Raw genomic sequence first — 18,434 nt, 5'->3', positions numbered from 1 at the left:
TGGGTGGCCATGAGGACCGGCTCGCATGTCGGGGGGGATGCGGGAATGTGGGGTTTAGCCCAGCCGTCCCCGCCCCATGCGGAGGAGTGCTGACGCGATGGTGGGACCTTCTGTCCCCAATTCCTCCCGGAACTCGTTGATGATCGCGACTTCGCGCGTGTGTACGAGGCGAGTTCCGCCCGACCCCATTCGCGATTGCCCGATGAGATGCGAGATCTCCGTGCGGCGTTTGATAGCAGAAATAATCGTGTTATCCAGCTGATTTATTTCTTTTCTTAGTTCCTGGATACGTTCGTTCGATAACGGATCACTAGTTCCGCTAGTGACCTCGCTGGACGTAGACAGAGAATCGCGAGGATCAGTCATGGGTCTTATTGTGTCACACCTGGGTTGTAGGTTGGAGTGCGAGCGCGTGACATTGACCGTTCCGTACTTCGCGGGACCACAATTCGCCTTGAAACTCGCCTTGAGCTAGACAGATTTTATTGCTTTATTAGGAAGAGATACGGACTATGAACGATAGCCTTTCCACTCGCTTGCCGGATGGTGGGCCATTGACTCCACAGCAGCTATTGGAAGGACTTAATCCACAGCAGCGGCAGGCGGTCGAGCATGAGGGCTCTCCGTTGCTTGTCGTCGCGGGGGCTGGTTCGGGGAAGACCGCGGTTCTGACCCGCCGGATCGCCTATCTCATTGGTGTTCGTGGGGTAGCGCCGTGGAATATCGTCGCTATCACTTTTACTAATAAAGCGGCGACGGAAATGAAGGAACGCGTCGCCGATCTTATTGGTCCGATTGTGGAACGTATGTGGGTCTCTACGTTCCACTCCATGTGTGTTCGCATTCTTCGTGCGCAAGCCAATCTTATTCCGGGTCTAAATACTAACTTCACTATTTATGACAGTGATGATTCGCGACGTCTGCTCACGATGATCGCCCGCGATATGAATTTGGACCTGAAACGTTTTGCGGCGCGGACGGTAGCGTCGGCGATTTCAAATCTCAAGAATGAATTACGAACTCCCGACGAAGCACTTGCCGACGCCGGAGAGGATAAGAATCCTTTTAATGGGACCGTAGCGCAGATCTTCGCTGAGTATCAGAAGCGTCTGCGTGCATCGAATGCTGTTGATTTCGACGATTTAATCGGCGAAGTTGTTCGTATTTTCCGAGAGTATCCGGAAGTGGCACTTTATTACCGACGACGGTTCCGCCATGTGTTGGTGGACGAGTACCAGGATACGAACCATGCTCAGTATGTGTTGGTCTCCACGTTAGTGGGGGACGAGCACTCTGAGGGGGACGCTATTCCACCGAGTGAATTGTGTGTTGTGGGCGATGCTGACCAGTCAATTTATGCTTTTCGTGGGGCTACGATTCGCAACATTGAAGAGTTTGAACGCGATTATCCCCACGCAGAAACGATTTTGCTCGAACAGAATTACCGTTCTACCCAAACGATTCTTTCTGCAGCCAATGCTGTGATTTCCCAAAACTCTGGGCGTCGTGAGAAGAATCTGTGGACGGCGTTGGGTGAGGGTGAACGAATTGTCGGATATGTGGCCGACAATGAGCATGATGAAGCCCGATTTGTGGCCCGAGAAATTGATCAGTTAGTTGACAACTCCGCCATTAATTATGGCGATATCGCAGTTTTCTACCGCACTAATAATGCGTCCCGAGCGTTGGAAGATATCTTTATTCGCAATGGTCTTCCGTACAAGGTGGTTGGTGGAACGCGATTCTATGAGCGCAAAGAAATCCGAGACATCATTGCTTATCTGAAAGTTCTGGATAATCCGGATGATTCGGTTAGCTTGCGACGGATAATAAACACGCCACGACGAGGAATCGGAAACCGTGCTCTGTCTTTGCTCTCTCTGTATGCGGAAGATCACGGCGTCAGTATGGGTGCCGCGTTGCGGGCCGCTGCCAACGGGGACATTCCAGCGTTAGGGTCGCGCGGAAATAAGGCAGTGGGCCGCTTTGTCGAGATGATGGACGGATTGCGCGACGATATCGCTGATAACCAGCTGGTATCCCATGACGGGGACGACTTGGGCATTCCGGATTTGGGCGCGATTGTTAATGACGTGATTGAACGCAGCGGTTATCTGGAAAGCTTGGAGGGGTCGAATGATCCGCAGGATGGGGCCCGACTGGATAACCTCCATGAGCTCGTGTCCGTTGCGCGTGAATTCGCCTCCGAAGCCGCGCATCAGTTGGCTTATGAACGTATGCCTAGCGCTACCGCATCGGAGACTTCCCCAGGAGTTGGCGCGGCGGATGATTCCAACGTCGGCAGTGATGGCGTCGGGAGCGGCGAAGAAATAGATGCTCCTGCAGGTGAAGAAGGTTTTCTCGAGGAGGGCGAGCCGCAGCCGGGGAGTTTGCAAGCGTTCTTGGAGCGCGTTTCTTTAGTGTCCGATGCGGATCAGATTCCTGATGAAGAAAACGGCGTTATCACTCTCATGACGCTCCACACGGCGAAGGGGCTCGAATTCCCGGTCGTGTTCCTCACCGGTTGGGAGGACGGGCAGTTCCCGCACATGCGGGCGCTGGGTGATCCGTCAGAGCTGTCAGAGGAACGACGCTTGGCTTATGTGGGTATCACGCGTGCGCAGCGCCGGTTGTATATTTCCCGAGCTGTGACCAGGGGGTCCTGGGGTCAGCCGGTGAATAATCCCGCATCGAGGTTTATTGCGGAGATTCCCGAGGATCTTATTCATTGGGAACGTGAGGAACCTCAGCAAAGCTGGGATAGCGGCGACTGGTCATTGGGATGGCCAGACAAGTCAACGTCCGGGTATCGACGGGGGAACTCTCGGTATCGTGGCTCTCAATATGGCGGCGCTGGGTCGTCGGCTCATGGTTCCGGTGGCCGACGAGGTGCTGGGCGTGGAGTCGGTTCGTCCTCGGACCGTCGTTCGGGTACGCCCGCGTCGGCGCTTCATCTCGAGGTCGGCGACCAAGTTAATCACGATAAGTATGGGTTGGGGACTGTGGAATCAGTCTCAGGCTTGGGAAAGCACACCAGCGTGGTGATCAATTTTGGGAAGGAAGGCACCGTCCGCCTCATGCTGATTGGCAATGTTCCCATGGAGAAGCTGTAAGACCGCTACTTGGCGCTCTTACAGGGAGGCGAGTGTGCGCTCTGGTCAGCTCGGACAAAGTTGGTCGACGCGAACAACGTCGGCCAGCGAAGCCGGGGATATCGGGATGCGGGAATATGTGAATAGGGGTTATACGACAAAAGTGTGTCCGCGTGCGGGAAAACTGCGGGGCCATATGCGCGTCGGTGCTTCGCGCCCCAGGATTCTGTCCGCACCGCCTTCTGCCGTATTACCCTGCGAATGCCTCAGTCCCGCGTAGAAAAAATCGCTGGCCCACAAGGGGACCAGCGATGGATAAAGAGAGCTAGCGTTAGCGCTGAATCGGGCCAAGGTTAATTCCGTGCGCGGCCAACCACGGCAGCGGATCGATAGCCTCGCCACCATTGGGGTGGACCTCGAAGTGGCAGTGCGATCCGGTGGAGAATCCGCGCGAGCCCATCCCGGCGATAACGTCGCCGGCCTTAACGCGCTGTCCGACAGTGACGTTGATTGTTTCCATGTGGCCGTACACGAACACGGTGCCGTCGTCGGCACGAAGACGAACCCACTGTCCGAACCCAGAGGCAGGGCCTGCGGAAATGACGGTGGAATCCATGACGGCGTACTCGGGGGTGCCCAGCACGTTGGCGATGTCAATGCCCTTGTGGAAGGCTCCCCACCGCATCTCGAAACCGGTGGTCAGAATGCCCTGAGCGGGTTTAACAATCCCGAGAGCGTTCATGATGGCATTGCCAACCGGCCCCACTGAAGCAGGCTGTGCGGCGGGCTCAGGTTTCCGTGCAGCAGCGTCGGCGGCCAAGCGCTGCTTATTAAACTCAACAGTCTTCGCGATCTGATCGTGCAGGTTCGCGACCGGCTTAGCTTGAGGAAGCTGAAGAATCTGAGGCGAGGACTCTGAAGCAGTTGCCTCAGAAGGTATAGCGTCGGCGTCCTTGGCGACCAACCGGACACTATCGCTATGGCCAATGGTGGCGGCTCCTGCGCCGACAGCTCCCGCGGTGCCCAACGCACCGGCTGCAACGGCGACCGAGGCTACCCGGCTGGCCTTAGGAGTTGTCTGGCGGCGATGCGTCCCGACATAATGGCTGCCTCGATTCGTCCGCACGTGTACACCTCTCAAGCAAAAATTGTGGCCAGCCGCACCACGCACTCGGCTGGCTACTGTGTGTTTCACATCGACCGTACTGCTTAACTGTTTTAACAGGTAAGCGTAATCGTTTTGTAATCTCCGACCGAAATAGTAACGAACGGCTAGCGTCGCGGCAAGCTGTTTTCCATCTTTTTCTCACCAAGGTGTGAGCATGGGAACACGGGTTCGTGCCGCGGGCGAATTATGTGATGTGTCACAGATTTGGTATGGGTGGGAACATTAATCACAGGCGACTACAGTTGTCTCAGCTGGCCTGGACTTTTTGGGTTTGTCGCCCCGAAAGCCGGAGTGCCTCATGTGCCCCACGCGCGGAAGGTGTCAGGATAGACAAGTGAGAAATACCACCCCATCGAATTCTCGACGTCCGGGGGATGGGCGGTCACGGAAGAATGGCCGCCGATCCCGCGGCACGGATGCGCAACGCTTGACGTGGGACTCCCCATCGTCGTCACGACAGCATCGCCCCGACCGCTCATCGCGTCAGTCGGAGACGGGTGCGGAGCGATCGTCACATCAATCCAGTCGCCCTTCGTTTGACGACGTTGCGCATCGTGATTCTTCCAGGCCGCGATCAACTGCTGGCGATTCGCGCGCAAACCAGGCGCCTCGCGCGTCCGAACAATATGTTCGCGAGCAGCGTCCGCAAGCTCGGGCAATGCGAGGCTCACGTCGAACAAATGAGGGCCGGGCATCACGGGTACGCGGCGCAGGGGACCTCGATAACGCAGCAGCCGTCGGAAAGAAAAATGCGAGTGCGCGAGGTACTCGGGGTGCTCGTGCCACGGGTGCCGGCCCGGACGACGGCCGTCGGGGATCTGGGGGTAACCGCGGTGCCGCGGGCGCATCTCCCCGCGGACGGCGATTCGGACTCAACCGCTGGACTCAATGGTGGCAGAGGAGCGGCAATGCTACTCGCAGCGCCGCGGGTGGATCCTTTACTACCCGGTTGAGGAAATTCCTGCCGGGGATTGCAGCCACCCATGTCTCCGTGATCGGCGTCATCATCGCAGTCGCGCTCATTATTTTATTAGCGCTGGACCTCTCCTTCGTTGCAGCTCCGGCGACAATCGCATCCCTGTGGTTGACGTTCAATCTCGCGCCGCTCTCGATGTCCGGCGCTGATCTTGGCCTCCTGCCGCTGCTTCCCGCGCTGGGCTACGCATTGTGGATAGCGCTCCGAATCCGGTCGGTCGTCCGAGAACGAATCAGCGTCAGCGACGTGCGCATGCTCGTCGGCTGTTCGCTGGCCGTTCCTATCTTGCTGACATTAACCGCCCTGGCCATGCTGTGGGACGCGCAGCCGGTCCTTCCGGTGAACGTGCCGTCGGTCTGGATGTCGGTCTTGTCGACGTTCGCTCTCAACGCGCTGGCGATCATTTTTGGCATGGGCAAGCGTTTGTGGCGAGCCCTGCTGCGCTTTTACGGCATGCCCCAGTGGCCTGTCGACGCGTTCCGCCTGGGTATGGCTTTTCTCGCGGCGATGGGCGGTATCGGTGCTCTCGTCGTGATTGTTAGCCTTATTGCCCACTGGTCGGCCTTTACGGACGCGTATTCCATCGCCTCGGGCGTCGGCAGCAAAATAGGGCTGACCCTGCTGTGGATCGCTTACTTCCCGAACATGGCTCTAGCGTCGGCAAGTGTTCTTGCGGGTGTCGAGGCTAATTTCGGTGCGGCGCAGGTCAGCTTGTTTACAGCGACGCGCGCGGAGCTGCCTCCGGTGCCGGTGCTTGCCGCGATGCCCGGCGATGTTTTCCCCGCCGCATGGCTTGCACTTTTTATTCCTGCTGCGGTCGCCATTCTTGTTTATCGACGATTCCTGAGCCAGCGACGCGTTGTCGTTTCCCCGTATGGGACTGTTGGAGTGGCTGCCCTGTCGGCGGGGATCGTTGGAATGGTTGCCGCGTGGCTGAACAGCGGCGTGGTCGGTGCGTACGGATGGTCCGGGCCAAACCCCTGGCTGACCGGCGCGGTCGCTGCTGGCTGGATGTTTGCCGTGGGGGTGATCACCATGGCGGTGATCGGCATACGCCGAGGCAGGAGTGCATCGCCTCGTGAGGTGAATGTTTCGGAGCGTGGCGGCTCGCGTGAAGCTGACGCCACTAAAGGCGATCGCCATAGCGCTGAGCCGGACGCTGCTGCTGAATCTCGTGACGACGACAAGCCCGTCGCGCAGCGAGCTGAATCCGCCGAGGATGAATCGGCTGGCGACGATCAAGTGGCTGGCGAGGAGTCGAACGTGGACGATGAGCCGAACGTCGGTGATAAGTCGGATGCCGACAATGAGTCGGCTGATCGTGGGTCCGACGGTGACGAGGGTGGCAGCGAGGACTCCGACGAGGAAAATACCTCTGACGGAAAGGCCAAAGACGAGTCCAGCCACGGTGATGCTCTTGAATCAGAAGCGGATGAGGTTAAAGAGACTGAGCGAGAAGCTGACACAACCGCGTTAGCCTCCGAAGCTGAACAAACCGAGTCGGCGGACAGCGACACCACGGAAACAGATAACGATTCAGAGTCATCTGCCGGCGGCTCGTCTCAAGACGGCACCTCTCACGATGCCTCGCCTCAAGGTGGTACGACCGATGATCCGCGTTGATCCCGTCTTTCCCGGTCGCCCTCTTCGGCTCGTCGTGTTGGCCTCGGGGGAGGGAACGTTGTTTCAGTCTCTTCTCGACGCGCGCCGGGAAACCCCCTCGTTGAGCGTCCGGGCCTTGGTCACGGACAAACCTTGCCCCGCGATCGATCGCGCTCGTCGTGCAGACATCCCGGTCGCCACTATTACTCCCCCTCGTAAGAACGCCCCGGCAACACCCGAAGGCCACCCTGCCACCTGCCACCAGGACACCTACGCAGAACGTCGTCGGCAATGGAACAGTGACTTAGCGCAGGCAGTTCAGCACTACGACCCCGATATTGTCGTGAGCGCGGGCTTCATGCGCATCGTCGGCGATGAGTTTTTAGCCAGGTTCGGGGGCCGCATGATTAACACCCATCCCGCGCTGCTCCCCGCTTTCCCCGGAGCACACGCCGTGGCCGATGCCGTCGCCTATGGAGTGAAAATTACCGGTAGCACTATTCACCTGGTCGATTCCGGTGTGGACACAGGGCCTATCCTGGATCAGGAGGCTGTTCCCATTCACGATGGTGACACGCCCGATACTGTCCACCGCCGCATCAAAACTGTTGAACGACGGTTACTCGTCTCAACATTGGATGCGATCGCGCGGCGCGGTTACATTTCAGACGGACGAAAGGCATCTTTCTTTCCATGACCGACTCCCAATCCGCAACTCCTTCTCCCGCTCCAACCTCCACATCCGATTCCCAAATCCCCGTAAAACGCGCACTGATCAGCGTACATGACAAAACTGGGCTCACAGATTTGGCTAGCGCCCTCCACGCTGATGGCGTTGAAATCGTGTCGACGGGGTCTACCGCTGCTCATATCGCCGATGCGGGAATCCCGGTGACGCTCGTCGAAAAGTTCACCGCTTTCCCTGAGTGCCTCGACGGGAGAGTCAAAACTCTGCACCCCAAAGTTCATGCGGGGATTTTGGCTGACACGCGAAACCCGGACCATGTTAAGCAGCTCGAAGACATGGGGATTGAGGGTTTTCAGCTTGTTGTGGTGAATTTGTACCCCTTCTCCGAAACGGTCGCGTCGGGTGCGAATCGTGACGAATGTGTGGAAAAGATTGATATCGGCGGGCCATCGATGGTTCGTGCCGCTGCGAAGAACCACGAGTCTGTCGCGGTTGTTGTGAATCCTGACGATTACGCAGCGGCTGCCAAGGCTGTGCACGGCGGTGGTTTTACTTTTGCGCAGCGTGTGGATCTCGCATCCCGCGCTTTCCAGCACACTGCGGCCTATGACGTTGCCGTCGCGACGTGGATGTCGAAGCAATCTGCGTTGACCCAGGCGTCGGCGAACGATAATGCCGGTTCGGACAAGACCACGTTCGGTGAGTTCGTGGGTAGCACCTACACGCTGTCGCACCCTCTCCGTTATGGCGAAAACCCGCATCAAGCTGCGGCATTGTACGTCGATCAGCATGGTCATCCGGGCTTGGCTCAGGCCGAGCAGCTCCACGGCAAAGAGATGTCCTACAACAACTACACCGATGGCGACGCTGCCTGGCGTGCCGTGTGGGATCATCCGGGCGAGACCTGTGTTGCCGTCATTAAGCATGCCAACCCGTGCGGCATCGCGATTTCCCGTGAGTCGGTTGCCGACGCTCACCGCAAAGCCCACGCCTGCGACCCCGTGTCGGCATACGGCGGAATCATTGCTGCGAACAAGCCGGTGACGTTAGAGATGGCTCAAACGGTGAAGAAGATTTTTACCGAGGCCATCATTGCACCATCATTTGACGACGATGCCCTCGAGCTTTTGAAGACGAAGAAGAATCTTCGCATCCTGGTCGCGCCGAAGCCCGAGCGTCAGGGATTGCAGCTCAAAGAAGTATCCGGTGGCGTGCTTGTTCAGGAGCGCGATGTGCTGGATGCTCACGGCGACGATCCCTCAACGTGGGAACTCGTTGCTGGTGATCCAGCCGATGACGAGACATTCAACGACCTCGCCTTCGCGTGGCGCTCCGTGCGCGCCGTGAAGTCCAACGCTATTTTGCTGGCCAAGGATGGCGCGACAGTGGGCGTCGGTATGGGACAGGTCAACCGCGTTGATTCTGCCCGGCTTTCCGTTCAGCGTGCCGGTGAAGATCGTGCTCGTGGTGCTGTTGCCGCATCGGATGCCTTCTTCCCCTTCGCCGACGGTTTCGAGGTGCTTGCCGACGCTGGTGTGCGCGCGGTTGTTCAACCCGGGGGTTCCATCCGTGACGAGGAAGTTATTGAGGCTGCTCGCAAAGCGGGAGTCACCATGTACCTGACCAAGGAGCGTCACTTCTTCCACTAGCTGGTTTGTGTGGTTGGTTCATGGGGCCGGCTCTTTAACGGCTAGGGAAATGATGTTTTCTCGGTGTCTTTGCACGCGCGGGTCTCATTTATGGCTACTGTGAATGTGATCTGTATTGCGTAGCCATCCTGGAGGAAAAATGTCTGATTCCCACGCCTCATGCCATCCCCGCCCAGACGACGTCGTCATTGTTGGGGCGAAGCGAACCCCGCAAGGGAGATTATTGGGATCCTTAGCGTCGCAAACGTCGGTTGACCTCGGGGCTGCGGCGGTGTCGTCGGCACTGAAAGACTCCGGTGTCTCTAACGGGGACGTGGATTATGTCGTCATGGGCCAAGTTCTCCTGGCAGGTGCAGGGCAGAATCCGGCCCGTCAGGTCGCTGTAAAGTCCGGTATTCCGTTGGATGTTCAGGCCGAGATCGTCAACAAGGTGTGTTTGTCCGGCCTGGACGCGATTATTCACGCAACGCGGATGATCCGCGTGGGTGACGCATCTATCGTCGTCGCCGGAGGTATGGAGTCCATGACGAACGCTCCCCATATTGCTGCGGGAGTGCGTCAGGGGAAGACCTATGGTGATTTACGGCTTGTCGACGCGATTAACCGCGACGGCCTTCACGACGCCGTGAGCGGGAAAACGATGGGGGAGGAGACTGACCGGGGGAATCAGGATCGTGGGATTACCCGCGAAGAGCAGGACCACATTGCGGCCCTGTCCCATCAACGGGCTGAGAAAGCGCGAGATGAGGGGCTGTTTGATGATGAGATTGTGCCGATAGAGATCCCGCAGCGTAAGGGTGATCCCGTCGTGGTTCGGGCCGATGAGGGCATTAGGCCCGGGACGACGGAAGAGGGATTATCTCGGCTCCGTCCAGCATTCCTGGAGGGCGGCACGATTACCGCGGCGAGTTCATCGCAAATTTCCGACGGGGCTGCAGCCGTCGTGCTCACCACCCGTGAGGAGGCTGAGAAGAGGGGCCTCCGAGTTCTGGCTGTTGTTGGGCAGTATGGCCAAACGGCGGGGCCGGATACGACGCAGTTGCATTCTCAACCGTCGAGCGCGTTGAAATCTGCGCTTGACCGGTCGGGATGGTCAATTGACGATCTCGACGTCATTGAGATCAATGAAGCTTTTGCCGCTGTTGTTGCCCAGTCCATTAAGGACCTCGGGGTGGATATGGACCGCGTCAATGTCAATGGGGGAGGTATCGCTTTGGGACATCCCGTTGGTGCGTCGGGAGCGCGCCTGGTTGTTCATATGGCTCATGAGTTAGAGCGACGAGGTGGCGGGCGCGCCGGGGTGAGCTTGTGCGGCGGCGGTGGTCAGGGTGATGCCTTGACGCTGTGGGCATAAAGCGCACGGGCCTCTAAAGGCGCTTGTTCTGGTAAAAATAAGCGCCTGCCCAGCGATCAAGGAATGATCGGCTGTTTTTATCCCGGTAAATAGAAATTGCTAGTGCAGTAATCCATATCCACAGAAGTGGTTCTAGCTCTACACTCCAGCTACCGATATGGAGACGGGGATAATTATCCGCTCCGACGATAGCCGGCCCGAATGCCAGCCAGTAGAAGTTTCGCTTTAATGCCCCGGCGTAGCTTAGTCGGTCGCCCGTTTCGGTGGTGACTTTGACGCCGACGACAGCCTTTCCAAAGGTTCCTTCGGCATGAGCATCCATGAGAAATCTGTATAAGAAGAATAGAATGCCCGCTATTGATGATCCTATCCAGAATTGAGCAGTGTTATTTGCTACTACCTGGTTGATCCCCCACTGCACAAGGAGCATCGCGATTGAGAAGAAGAATGCGTCGAAGAAGTAGCCGAAGCCACGGTTAATTACACCTGCCAGGGCTGGACGGAGCCCAGCGGTCTCACGTGGTTTGGAATCTGTCGACTCGTGGGAAGGCATCGTCGTACTCATCTCGTCGTGTATGGCGATTCTGAATCGGGAGCATTGGCACGTTGGTCCGCGGAGGGGACCCTCAATCACAGGTGCGTGCTACAAATCTTGGCGATAAGTCTAGCTAAATAGTAGGTACGGGACCAGGGTTGTCACTAGCATAATGAGCTATGACGCAGACTAATCAGAGCGCTCCCGCAGGAGGAACTACCAGCGTAGGTCACGATTCACCCCATCGACGGTGGACACCTGCGGGGCCGGCCATTCTGTTCGCCCCCGCCGACCGTCCTGAGCGGTTTGCCAAGGCAGCGGCGCGCTCTGACGTCGTCATCCTCGATCTCGAGGATGGTGCCGGGCGTGATTCGTTCGACGAGGCCCGCACCAACATCGTGAACAGTGATCTCGATCCAGCGACGACGATTGTCCGCGTCCACTCTGCCGATTCGGAACTTTTCGACGGTGACATTGCCATGGTGGCGAAGACGCCGTACACCACCGTGATGGTTCCTAAGGTTGACCAGCCGTTACCGGACACGTTGAAGAATTACGACGTGATCGCGATGCTGGAGTCCCCGTCGGGAATTATGAATGCGCGTGACATTGCGCACCAAGAGTTCGTCGTCGGTTTGTTGTGGGGGGCGGAGGATTTCACGGCGTCGCTCGGCGGTGTGTACAGCCGGCTGCAGCGGGACGAACGAGGGTGGGACTCTGACCGTGGCTCAGCCGAGGGCCCGTACCGAACGACGGTGAATTACCTGCGCACCCAGACGTTGCTGCACGCCGCGGAGGCAGGGATTGTTGCTCTGGATGCGGTTTTTGCCGACATTCACGACGTCGACGGGTTACGCGATGAGGCGCTGGACGCTGCTCGGATTGGGTTCGCGGCGACGGCTTGTATCCACCCAGCCCAGGTTCCCGTTATTCGCAACGCATATCGGCCGAGTGAGGAACAGGTGCGGATGGCTCGACGGATTGTCCGCGAGTCTGCGGATCACCCGGGCGCGTTAAACATCGACGGGAAAATGGTCGACGCGCCACTGTTCCGGCAGGCAGAAGTGCTGGCGGCCCGAGCAGATGCGCTAGGTATGTGAGGTTTTGTTCCGCGCCGGGCTGTGACCGACCAGTGGCCGGCCTGTTACGTAAACACCAGCGCGAGAAGCATAATCATGACAAACGATGCGGCTGTGGTGATCACCCCTGCGTCCCGCGCCAGGATTAAACCTCGCCCGTATCGGGTGGCGTAGGTGTACACATTCTGCGCCGTCGGTAGCGTTGCGACGACGCAGGCGGCGAAAAGGGCGTGCCCCGTCATCCCGAAAACAAAGTGCGCGATAAGGAAAGCCGCTAGCGGCTGGCCAATGATTTTTGTCGCCGACGCGACCCCCACCTCGAGCCTGGGGGACGTTGAGGGATCAAGCACTTTCTGCCCTGCCAACGACATGCCGAACGCGATGAGGGCCACCGGCACCGCTGACTGCCCGATGAGGTGAATCGGCTCAACAATGGGGTGGGGGACTGAGACCCCAGCGTGGGAGTGAAGAATCGATATCACGAGCCCCGTCAGCGCTCCGAGCAGCATCGGATTTTTAAACGGGGTGATGAACAAACTCCGCGTGTTGACTCGCCCAGCTCGGCCATCCGCGTGTGCTTCCTTGGCGGTGACGACGTCGAGAATGGCGAGGACGATGGGTCCGTAGAACGCTATTTGAAAAAGCAGCGTCGGTACGACCACTGTGCTATCGCCGACGACGTGGGCGGCGACGGGTATGCCCAGATTGGAGGCGTTGCAGTAGGAGCTGGCTAAGCTGCCGACGGCTGATTCGTGAATGGGGCGGTGGAGGGCGGTTCGCGCCCATAGGAAGTAGATCAGCCCGATCGTTAGTGCGGAGCCGCTGGCGACCGCTAATTGCGGGCCGAGGACGTCGAGTGGGTCGGTGACGTGGAGCTTGTCCAGGAGGAGTGCCGGTGTCGCCAGGAAGTACACGTACATCTGGAGCGTGAATTGCGCGTGCTTGCCCAGGAGATTGGCTTTGCCAACGAAGAATCCTATTGCGATGACGATGGCGATGGTTGCGAAGCCGGATAGTACTTGGGGCACGTGCGGAGCCTCACTCCCTGGTGGATAAGCGAAAACCGCCCCTCGGTAGGTACCGGGAGCGGCGAATGTCGAAACCTGCTGTTATCGCTTCCAAATGTTCACGCCGTTGGCCTCCGACGGACCGCTGGGTCCATCGAAGCACCACTAGGTTCTTACCTGCAGCTCTGATCCCGGGAAATGTACCCAAGACCAGGTGCTCAGGGGCGACTTAGCGGCTGGTGAACGGGAGGAGAGCCATCTCACGTGCGTTCTTCACGGCAGTTGCCACCTGGCGCTGCTGCTGCGGGGTCAAGCCGGTAACGCGACGCGACCGGATCTTGCCACGCTCAGAAATGAACGTACGCAGGTTTTCGATATCCTTGTAGTCGACGGCCTCGATGCCGCGAGCTTTCAAGGGGTTCTTCTTGGGACGGCGGGTTGGTTCAACCCGAACCTTTTTAGAGTTGTTGCGCTTCATACTGCTACTCCTCACCAGCTGGACTTGCGGACACCTGGGAGCTCACCGCGGTGTGCCATTTCACGAACGCGAACACGGGACAGGCCGAACTTGCGCAGGTAGCCACGGGGGCGACCATCAGCAGAGTCACGGTTACGAACCCTCACCGGGGAAGCGTCGCGGGGCTGGCGGTTCAGCTCGTACTGAGCCTCCATGCGGTCTTCGTCAGGGGTGGCCGGGTTCTTGATGATGGCCTTGAGTTCCTGACGACGCTGAGCGTAGCGTGCAACGATTTCTTTGCGCTGCTCGTTCTTCGCAATCTTAGATTTCTTAGCCATTCTTAGCGCTCCTCGCGGAATTCAACATGCTTGCGCGCGATCGGATCGAACTTCTTCAAAGTGATGCGATCCGGGTTATTGCGCTTGTTCTTGCGGGTGACGTACGTGTAGCCGGTGCCCGCAGTGGACTTCAGCTTGATGATTGGGCGAATGTCATTTCGTGCCATTAAATCTTCTCCCCACGTGCGCGGAGCTTCGCCACGACGGATTCGATTCCGTAGCGGTCGATGGTTTTCAGGCCCTTGGTGGACACGTTCAACGTGATCGTGCGTCCTTCAGAGGGCAAGTAGAACGAACGACGCTGGATATTCGGGTTCCAACGACGGTTCGTGCGGCGGTGCGAGTGCGAGACGGACTTACCGAAGCTCGGTTTCCGTCCCGTGACTTGGCAATATGCCGACATGGGCTTCTCCTTCCGCCCACCATGGGATCTGCAAAGCACCAACCGTTTTCCTTCGACGGGGGAAATACATTTTCTTCGACACTAAAAATGCAGGTTAAAGCGCTAAGATGCCTAGCTAGTGGGCGATGACGTTTGCTTTTCGACAACAGCGTCTTGACACCTTACCGTCCTCGGCAAGGATTCCCAAATCTTTGGGCCTTTACGCGCTGGTTAGCGCCAATTTCATAGTTAAGGCCTAAATCTGTATGATGGGCCGATGCATGTGCGCCGGAGGCGTGTCGCACTGTTACCCTCTTCCCCTTCACGGGTCGTTTATGCCTGTCAACGCTCGTCGTTGATGGCAGGACAGTCCCGTGGGCCGGCTGATATCCAGGCGCGGTTATCCATCATTTTTATGGTTAGGTACGAGGACTCAGTGCGCGACCGGTGCAAGGTGCTGAGCCAGCTTCAGTCGCGACGCGTGTTGCGATAGGCCGCCGTTCCGCCGTCGAGGTGGTCGGAGGATGTCGTTATGAAGCAAGTCAGCACAAGCAGCACGCCAGACTAGCATTGTCCATGTTCTGTTAAAGGATAACGATGAAGAAGAATATTCATCCGGATTACCACCCGGTTGTCTTCAAGGATGCCAGCACCGGCCACCAGTTCTTGACTCGGTCCACTGCGACGTCAGATCGGGCTGTGGAATGGGAAGATGGCAACGAATACCCGCTGATCGTCGTTGACGTCACCAGCGAGTCTCACCCCTTCTGGACGGGTGCACAGCGTGTGATGGACACCGCTGGTCGTGTCGAAAAGTTCCAGCGTCGTTACGGCAACCGCCTGCGTCGCGCGAAGAAGTAAGACGTCAATCCGTCACCATTCATTTTCACTATTCTCACAGTGATCATGCCTGGCTCGCGATGTGTGTGAGCAAGGCTTAGGAGGAAACCATGGCAGTACCGAAGCGACGTATGTCTCGCGCCAACACTCACACCCGTCGGTCCCAGTGGAAGGCCAACAACGCGCCTCTGCAGGAGGTTCGGGTTAACGGCAACACCACGCGGTTGCCGCGCCGGTTGGTCAAGGCCGCTCAGCTCGGCCTGGTTGAGACTGACTAGTAGTAACAACCTCATGTCCCGTGATTGGAGCTTCGGTTCCATCACGGGATTTTTATTAGGGGCGCTGAGGGTTCACAGCCAAATTTCAGGTGACTCAAAGCGCGCGACGTGCATAGTGAGCAAGAGTGATAAACCATGAGCGACGAAAATCAGCGATCCGCATGGGAGATCGATCCATCCTCCGACGATTCATCTAGCAACAACTCCGTTCATCATGATCGTGAACCCGAGGCTCACGCTCCACGAAGCGATCGAGAATCCTCTTTTGAGAGCACCCAAACCGGGTTCTCTTCAACCCCCTCAGCTCATGCCACAGGCTCTGACCGGTTCGGGATGCCTGGTCAGCCTTCAGGCTCGAATCAATTCGTAGATCCCAACCAGTCTGCAGGTTTTGGGCAGCCCACCGGAGTGATGCAAGCTCCTCCCCAGTCGCCGCAAAAGACTAAGCGCTTTAGTACGCCAGCGGTGGCGGCTTTAATTCTCGCTGCTGCGGTCGCGTCGGGAGCGGTGACGGGTGCGGTGGTGAGCAATCGGGATTCGGGCTCATCGTCTGACAATTCGTCGGCAGTATCCGCGTTGAAAGCGTCGCCGGCCAAGACGAAGAACGTCGACACTAATGGTTCTGTGCAATCAGTTGCTCAGAAAGTCTTGCCTTCTGTGGTTTCTATTACTGTCGAAGCCGGCAATTCGGGGGATACGGGCTCGGGCTCAATCATTAGCGAAGATGGAACGATCATAACGAATAACCACGTTATTGCTGGTGCAGCTAATGGTGGAAAGATTTCCGTAACATTAAATGACGGAACGACGTACCCCGCGGATATTGTTGCGCGTGACCCCGAAACCGATATCGCGGTCATTAAAGCTCAGGGGGCGTCGGGCTTGACCCCGATTTCTTTGGGGGATTCGTCCAAGCTTGAGGTTGGGCAGGAAGTCGTTGCTGTTGGTTCTCCCTTGGGGCTGGATGCCACGGTGACCAGCGGCATTATTTCCGCTCAAAATCGCCCGGTACAGGCGTCCTCAGAGTCTTCTGACCAGTCCACTCTTATCGACGCCATTCAGACGGACGCTGCGATTAACCCCGGTAACTCCGGTGGTGCCCTCGTCGATATGGATGGAAACCTTATCGGCATCCCGTCGGTGATCGCGTCGCTCGGCTCGAGCTCTATGTCTCAGGGGTCCGGTTCAATTGGTTTGGGCTTCGCTATCCCCATTAACCAGGCGCGTGACATTGCTGAGCAACTTATTAAGGACGGTAAAGTTCAGCACCCTGTTATTGGCGTTCAAGTGGCTAAGGAATCCACAGCGCATGGGGCTGTCATCGTTGATGTGCCCAGCGATAGCGACGCCGCCAAAGCGGGTCTGAAACGGGGTGACGTCGTTACTAAAGTTGACGGCCGAACGATTGATTCAGGGTTATCGCTGATCGCGGCGATTCGCTCGCATAAGGTGGGCGATACGGTCAAGATGGAAGTGACTAATCAGGACGGGAAAGACGCCCGAGAAATCACCATGACCCTGAGTTCGCAAGAGACTTCAGGGGAATAAAAGCGCTGCTCAGTCACTATCGCGTCTGGTCTTGATGATGGCTGGACACTCCCCATATGGGGCTTCTATTGACTAGGTGCCGGGTAGCTGGTGAAGTGTAAGGAAAATAGTTTTATTGCCCCGCGCTTCACCGTCGGAACTTAAAGTTAATAGCAAGGTGATCAGTTCAATCCTCTAACCCGGTAACCGGCGACGTTTTCCCCGTAGAAGTCTTTATCCCGTAGAAAAGGAGACAATCCAATGAGTGACAATGAGCCCTTTGATTCCATCGATCCAGCGGAGTTGGCTCGGAGCTCATCGGATGCCCGGGAAATGCCGGAATCACTGCGCGGTATTGACCACGCGAAAGTTGATCGGCTTGGCGAGGTTATCGTCGAACCCGATGACGCAATGCTGATGGATCTTGAGCGTGCCGAGGAAGCTGCCCATGCGTCATTTTCAGAAAGAGCCCATGACCAGGGCGAACAGGTTCCCCGAGCCTTAGTCATTATTGTCGACGATAACGCGGGGGAGAAGTCCGATCGCATCGGCTCCTTGGTTGCCGAGTTGCTAGCGGAGGACCACTTCGGCGTGGACGCGGTCGTGCGTGTTGCTAGCCGGAAATCGAAGGTCCGCGGTGCGCTGGAAACTGCCGTAGTCGGCGGCGTTGATCTCGCCGTAACTATCGGTGGCGTGGGCGTCGGGCCGAGAGATAAAACCCCGGAGGCCACCAAGGCGGTGTTGGACCGGCGTATTCCAGGTATTGCTCAGGCTTTGCGTTCATCGGGGTTGGCCTGCGGGGCTACCGACGCTGGATTGTCTCGCGGGATTGCTGGCATTTCAGGCTCGACCGTTGTGGTGAATTTGGCCTCGTCACGTGCTGCGATCCGGGATGGCATGGCCACGCTGACGCCCCTGGTGCGATACGTCATTAACGATATGGACCGCTGGAACCAGTAGGGGCTTCCCATGAATCATTCTCGACGTCAACGTCGGCACGCGCGACGTGTGTCGGATACTGATTATGACCGCTCGGGCGAATCCGCATTGGCCAATGTTGTCGACGCCGTTCGCGCGATGGAGGATCAACCGCGCCGGGGGCTTAACGACGATCGCATGGCGGACCTGACCCCGGACGATGAGAATGACGGTGCCACACCCGGCGACGGGGACATCGGTGCTGGTGATGGGCGCTCCGGGCGTGATAGTGAGTTCAATGGCGGCTCCGATACTGCGTATGGATCCGAGGGCCGTGATGTGGGGGCGATGTCCCGTCAGGAGTGGCAGGAAAATCGGCCACCACACTGGGGCTAAGCGACACTCCGGGCCGGAATAAACCCGCGCAGGAATTACTCTTTGGCGTGCTTCCCGGATGTGGTCGAGCTCGTCGTCGACGAAGGTGTGCCTACCTGAGACGAGCCAGTTTGAGTTCCGTGCAAGGACGCCTGGCTGTACGATGAAT

At 57.8% G+C, this 18,434-nt stretch carries 20 protein-coding genes; 11 read left to right on the top strand and 9 right to left on the bottom strand.

Annotated features, from left to right (window positions below; translation table 11 throughout):
• Window positions 1-54 precede the first annotated feature (54 nt).
• On the bottom strand, window positions 55-366 hold the full coding sequence (locus tag ACWORE_RS05545) for a chorismate mutase (protein ID WP_296139152.1): 312 nt from the start codon (window positions 364-366) through the stop codon (window positions 55-57).
• A 146-nt stretch (window positions 367-512) separates the two neighbouring features.
• On the opposite strand from ACWORE_RS05545, the gene ACWORE_RS05540 reads away from it, so the two are divergent.
• A complete protein-coding gene (locus ACWORE_RS05540) occupies window positions 513-3,113 on the top strand; it encodes a UvrD-helicase domain-containing protein (RefSeq protein WP_455303078.1) in 2,601 nt (866 codons plus the stop codon).
• Window positions 3,114-3,423: 310 nt separating this feature from the next.
• Here ACWORE_RS05540 and ACWORE_RS05535 read toward each other — a convergent pair whose 3' ends face one another.
• Complete coding sequence (locus ACWORE_RS05535) at window positions 3,424-4,218, bottom strand: M23 family metallopeptidase (protein ID WP_448235244.1); 795 nt, start codon at window positions 4,216-4,218, stop codon at window positions 3,424-3,426.
• A gap of 338 nt (window positions 4,219-4,556) precedes the next feature.
• Window positions 4,557-4,931 (bottom strand): hypothetical protein, encoded by a 375-nt coding sequence (locus ACWORE_RS05530; RefSeq protein ID WP_448235245.1) that lies wholly within the window; start codon window positions 4,929-4,931, stop codon window positions 4,557-4,559.
• Between ACWORE_RS05530 and ACWORE_RS05525 the strand changes: the two genes are divergently transcribed.
• From ACWORE_RS05525 to ACWORE_RS05510, 4 genes are all read left to right on the top strand, one after another.
• Window positions 4,919-6,859: a cell division protein PerM gene (locus tag ACWORE_RS05525; RefSeq protein WP_455303077.1), complete on the top strand. Its 1,941-nt coding sequence runs from the start codon at window positions 4,919-4,921 to the stop codon at window positions 6,857-6,859. The genes ACWORE_RS05530 and ACWORE_RS05525 overlap by 13 nt on opposite strands.
• Window positions 6,846-7,535 carry a phosphoribosylglycinamide formyltransferase gene (gene purN / locus ACWORE_RS05520; protein ID WP_406605644.1) on the top strand — a complete coding sequence of 230 codons (690 nt, stop codon included), beginning with the start codon at window positions 6,846-6,848 and terminating at the stop codon, window positions 7,533-7,535. The genes ACWORE_RS05525 and purN overlap by 14 nt, the downstream gene beginning before the upstream one ends.
• A complete protein-coding gene (gene purH / locus ACWORE_RS05515; protein WP_455303076.1) occupies window positions 7,532-9,175 on the top strand; it encodes a bifunctional phosphoribosylaminoimidazolecarboxamide formyltransferase/IMP cyclohydrolase in 1,644 nt (547 codons plus the stop codon). Before purN ends, purH begins: the two co-directional genes overlap by 4 nt.
• Before the next feature lie 139 nt (window positions 9,176-9,314).
• The gene (locus ACWORE_RS05510) at window positions 9,315-10,529 is read left to right on the top strand and encodes an acetyl-CoA C-acetyltransferase (protein ID WP_406605646.1); all 1,215 of its coding nucleotides are present in this window, start codon (window positions 9,315-9,317) and stop codon (window positions 10,527-10,529) included.
• Window positions 10,530-10,542: 13 nt separating this feature from the next.
• On the opposite strand, the gene ACWORE_RS05505 is transcribed toward ACWORE_RS05510, so the two are convergent.
• Window positions 10,543-11,094, bottom strand: a complete 552-nt coding sequence (locus tag ACWORE_RS05505; RefSeq protein ID WP_448235250.1) for an RDD family protein — start codon at window positions 11,092-11,094, stop codon at window positions 10,543-10,545.
• 149 nt (window positions 11,095-11,243) lie between these two features.
• Here ACWORE_RS05505 and ACWORE_RS05500 point away from each other — a divergent pair, with 149 nt between their 5' ends.
• Window positions 11,244-12,164, top strand: a complete 921-nt coding sequence (locus ACWORE_RS05500; protein WP_296139185.1) for an HpcH/HpaI aldolase/citrate lyase family protein — start codon at window positions 11,244-11,246, stop codon at window positions 12,162-12,164.
• 44 nt (window positions 12,165-12,208) lie between these two features.
• On the opposite strand, the gene ACWORE_RS05495 is transcribed toward ACWORE_RS05500, so the two are convergent.
• From ACWORE_RS05495 to rpmB, 5 genes are all read right to left on the bottom strand, one after another.
• Window positions 12,209-13,171 carry an AEC family transporter gene (locus ACWORE_RS05495; RefSeq protein WP_455303075.1) on the bottom strand — a complete coding sequence of 321 codons (963 nt, stop codon included), beginning with the start codon at window positions 13,169-13,171 and terminating at the stop codon, window positions 12,209-12,211.
• Between the two features lie 208 nt (window positions 13,172-13,379).
• Window positions 13,380-13,628 (bottom strand): 30S ribosomal protein S18, encoded by a 249-nt coding sequence (gene rpsR / locus ACWORE_RS05490; protein WP_455303074.1) that lies wholly within the window; start codon window positions 13,626-13,628, stop codon window positions 13,380-13,382.
• A gap of 11 nt (window positions 13,629-13,639) precedes the next feature.
• On the bottom strand, window positions 13,640-13,945 hold the full coding sequence (rpsN, locus tag ACWORE_RS05485) for a 30S ribosomal protein S14 (protein ID WP_012731144.1): 306 nt from the start codon (window positions 13,943-13,945) through the stop codon (window positions 13,640-13,642).
• Between the two features lie 2 nt (window positions 13,946-13,947).
• A complete protein-coding gene (gene rpmG / locus ACWORE_RS05480) occupies window positions 13,948-14,112 on the bottom strand; it encodes a 50S ribosomal protein L33 (protein WP_005279910.1) in 165 nt (54 codons plus the stop codon).
• Entirely contained in the window at window positions 14,112-14,348 is a 237-nt protein-coding gene (gene rpmB, locus ACWORE_RS05475) for a 50S ribosomal protein L28 (RefSeq protein WP_012731145.1), read from the bottom strand. The genes rpmG and rpmB overlap by 1 nt, the downstream gene beginning before the upstream one ends.
• 576 nt (window positions 14,349-14,924) lie before the next feature.
• Here rpmB and ACWORE_RS05470 point away from each other — a divergent pair.
• The 5 genes from ACWORE_RS05470 (at window position 14,925) to ACWORE_RS05450 (ending at window position 18,286) form a co-directional block, all read left to right on the top strand.
• Window positions 14,925-15,188 (top strand): type B 50S ribosomal protein L31, encoded by a 264-nt coding sequence (locus ACWORE_RS05470; RefSeq protein ID WP_296139190.1) that lies wholly within the window; start codon window positions 14,925-14,927, stop codon window positions 15,186-15,188.
• Window positions 15,189-15,277: 89 nt separating this feature from the next.
• A complete protein-coding gene (gene rpmF / locus ACWORE_RS05465) occupies window positions 15,278-15,445 on the top strand; it encodes a 50S ribosomal protein L32 (RefSeq protein ID WP_012731147.1) in 168 nt (55 codons plus the stop codon).
• Between the two features lie 135 nt (window positions 15,446-15,580).
• The gene (locus ACWORE_RS05460) at window positions 15,581-16,993 is read left to right on the top strand and encodes a S1C family serine protease (RefSeq protein ID WP_455303073.1); all 1,413 of its coding nucleotides are present in this window, start codon (window positions 15,581-15,583) and stop codon (window positions 16,991-16,993) included.
• Window positions 16,994-17,233: 240 nt separating this feature from the next.
• Window positions 17,234-17,932, top strand: coding sequence for a MogA/MoaB family molybdenum cofactor biosynthesis protein (locus ACWORE_RS05455; protein ID WP_455303072.1), 699 nt, complete (start codon window positions 17,234-17,236; stop codon window positions 17,930-17,932).
• 9 nt (window positions 17,933-17,941) lie between these two features.
• On the top strand, window positions 17,942-18,286 hold the full coding sequence (locus tag ACWORE_RS05450) for a hypothetical protein (protein ID WP_296139197.1): 345 nt from the start codon (window positions 17,942-17,944) through the stop codon (window positions 18,284-18,286).
• The last annotated feature ends 148 nt before the right edge of the window (window positions 18,287-18,434 follow it).

This window comes from Corynebacterium sp. c7Ub_26 (assembly GCF_053760365.1).
This window is presented reverse-complemented; position numbering and strand designations above follow the sequence as displayed.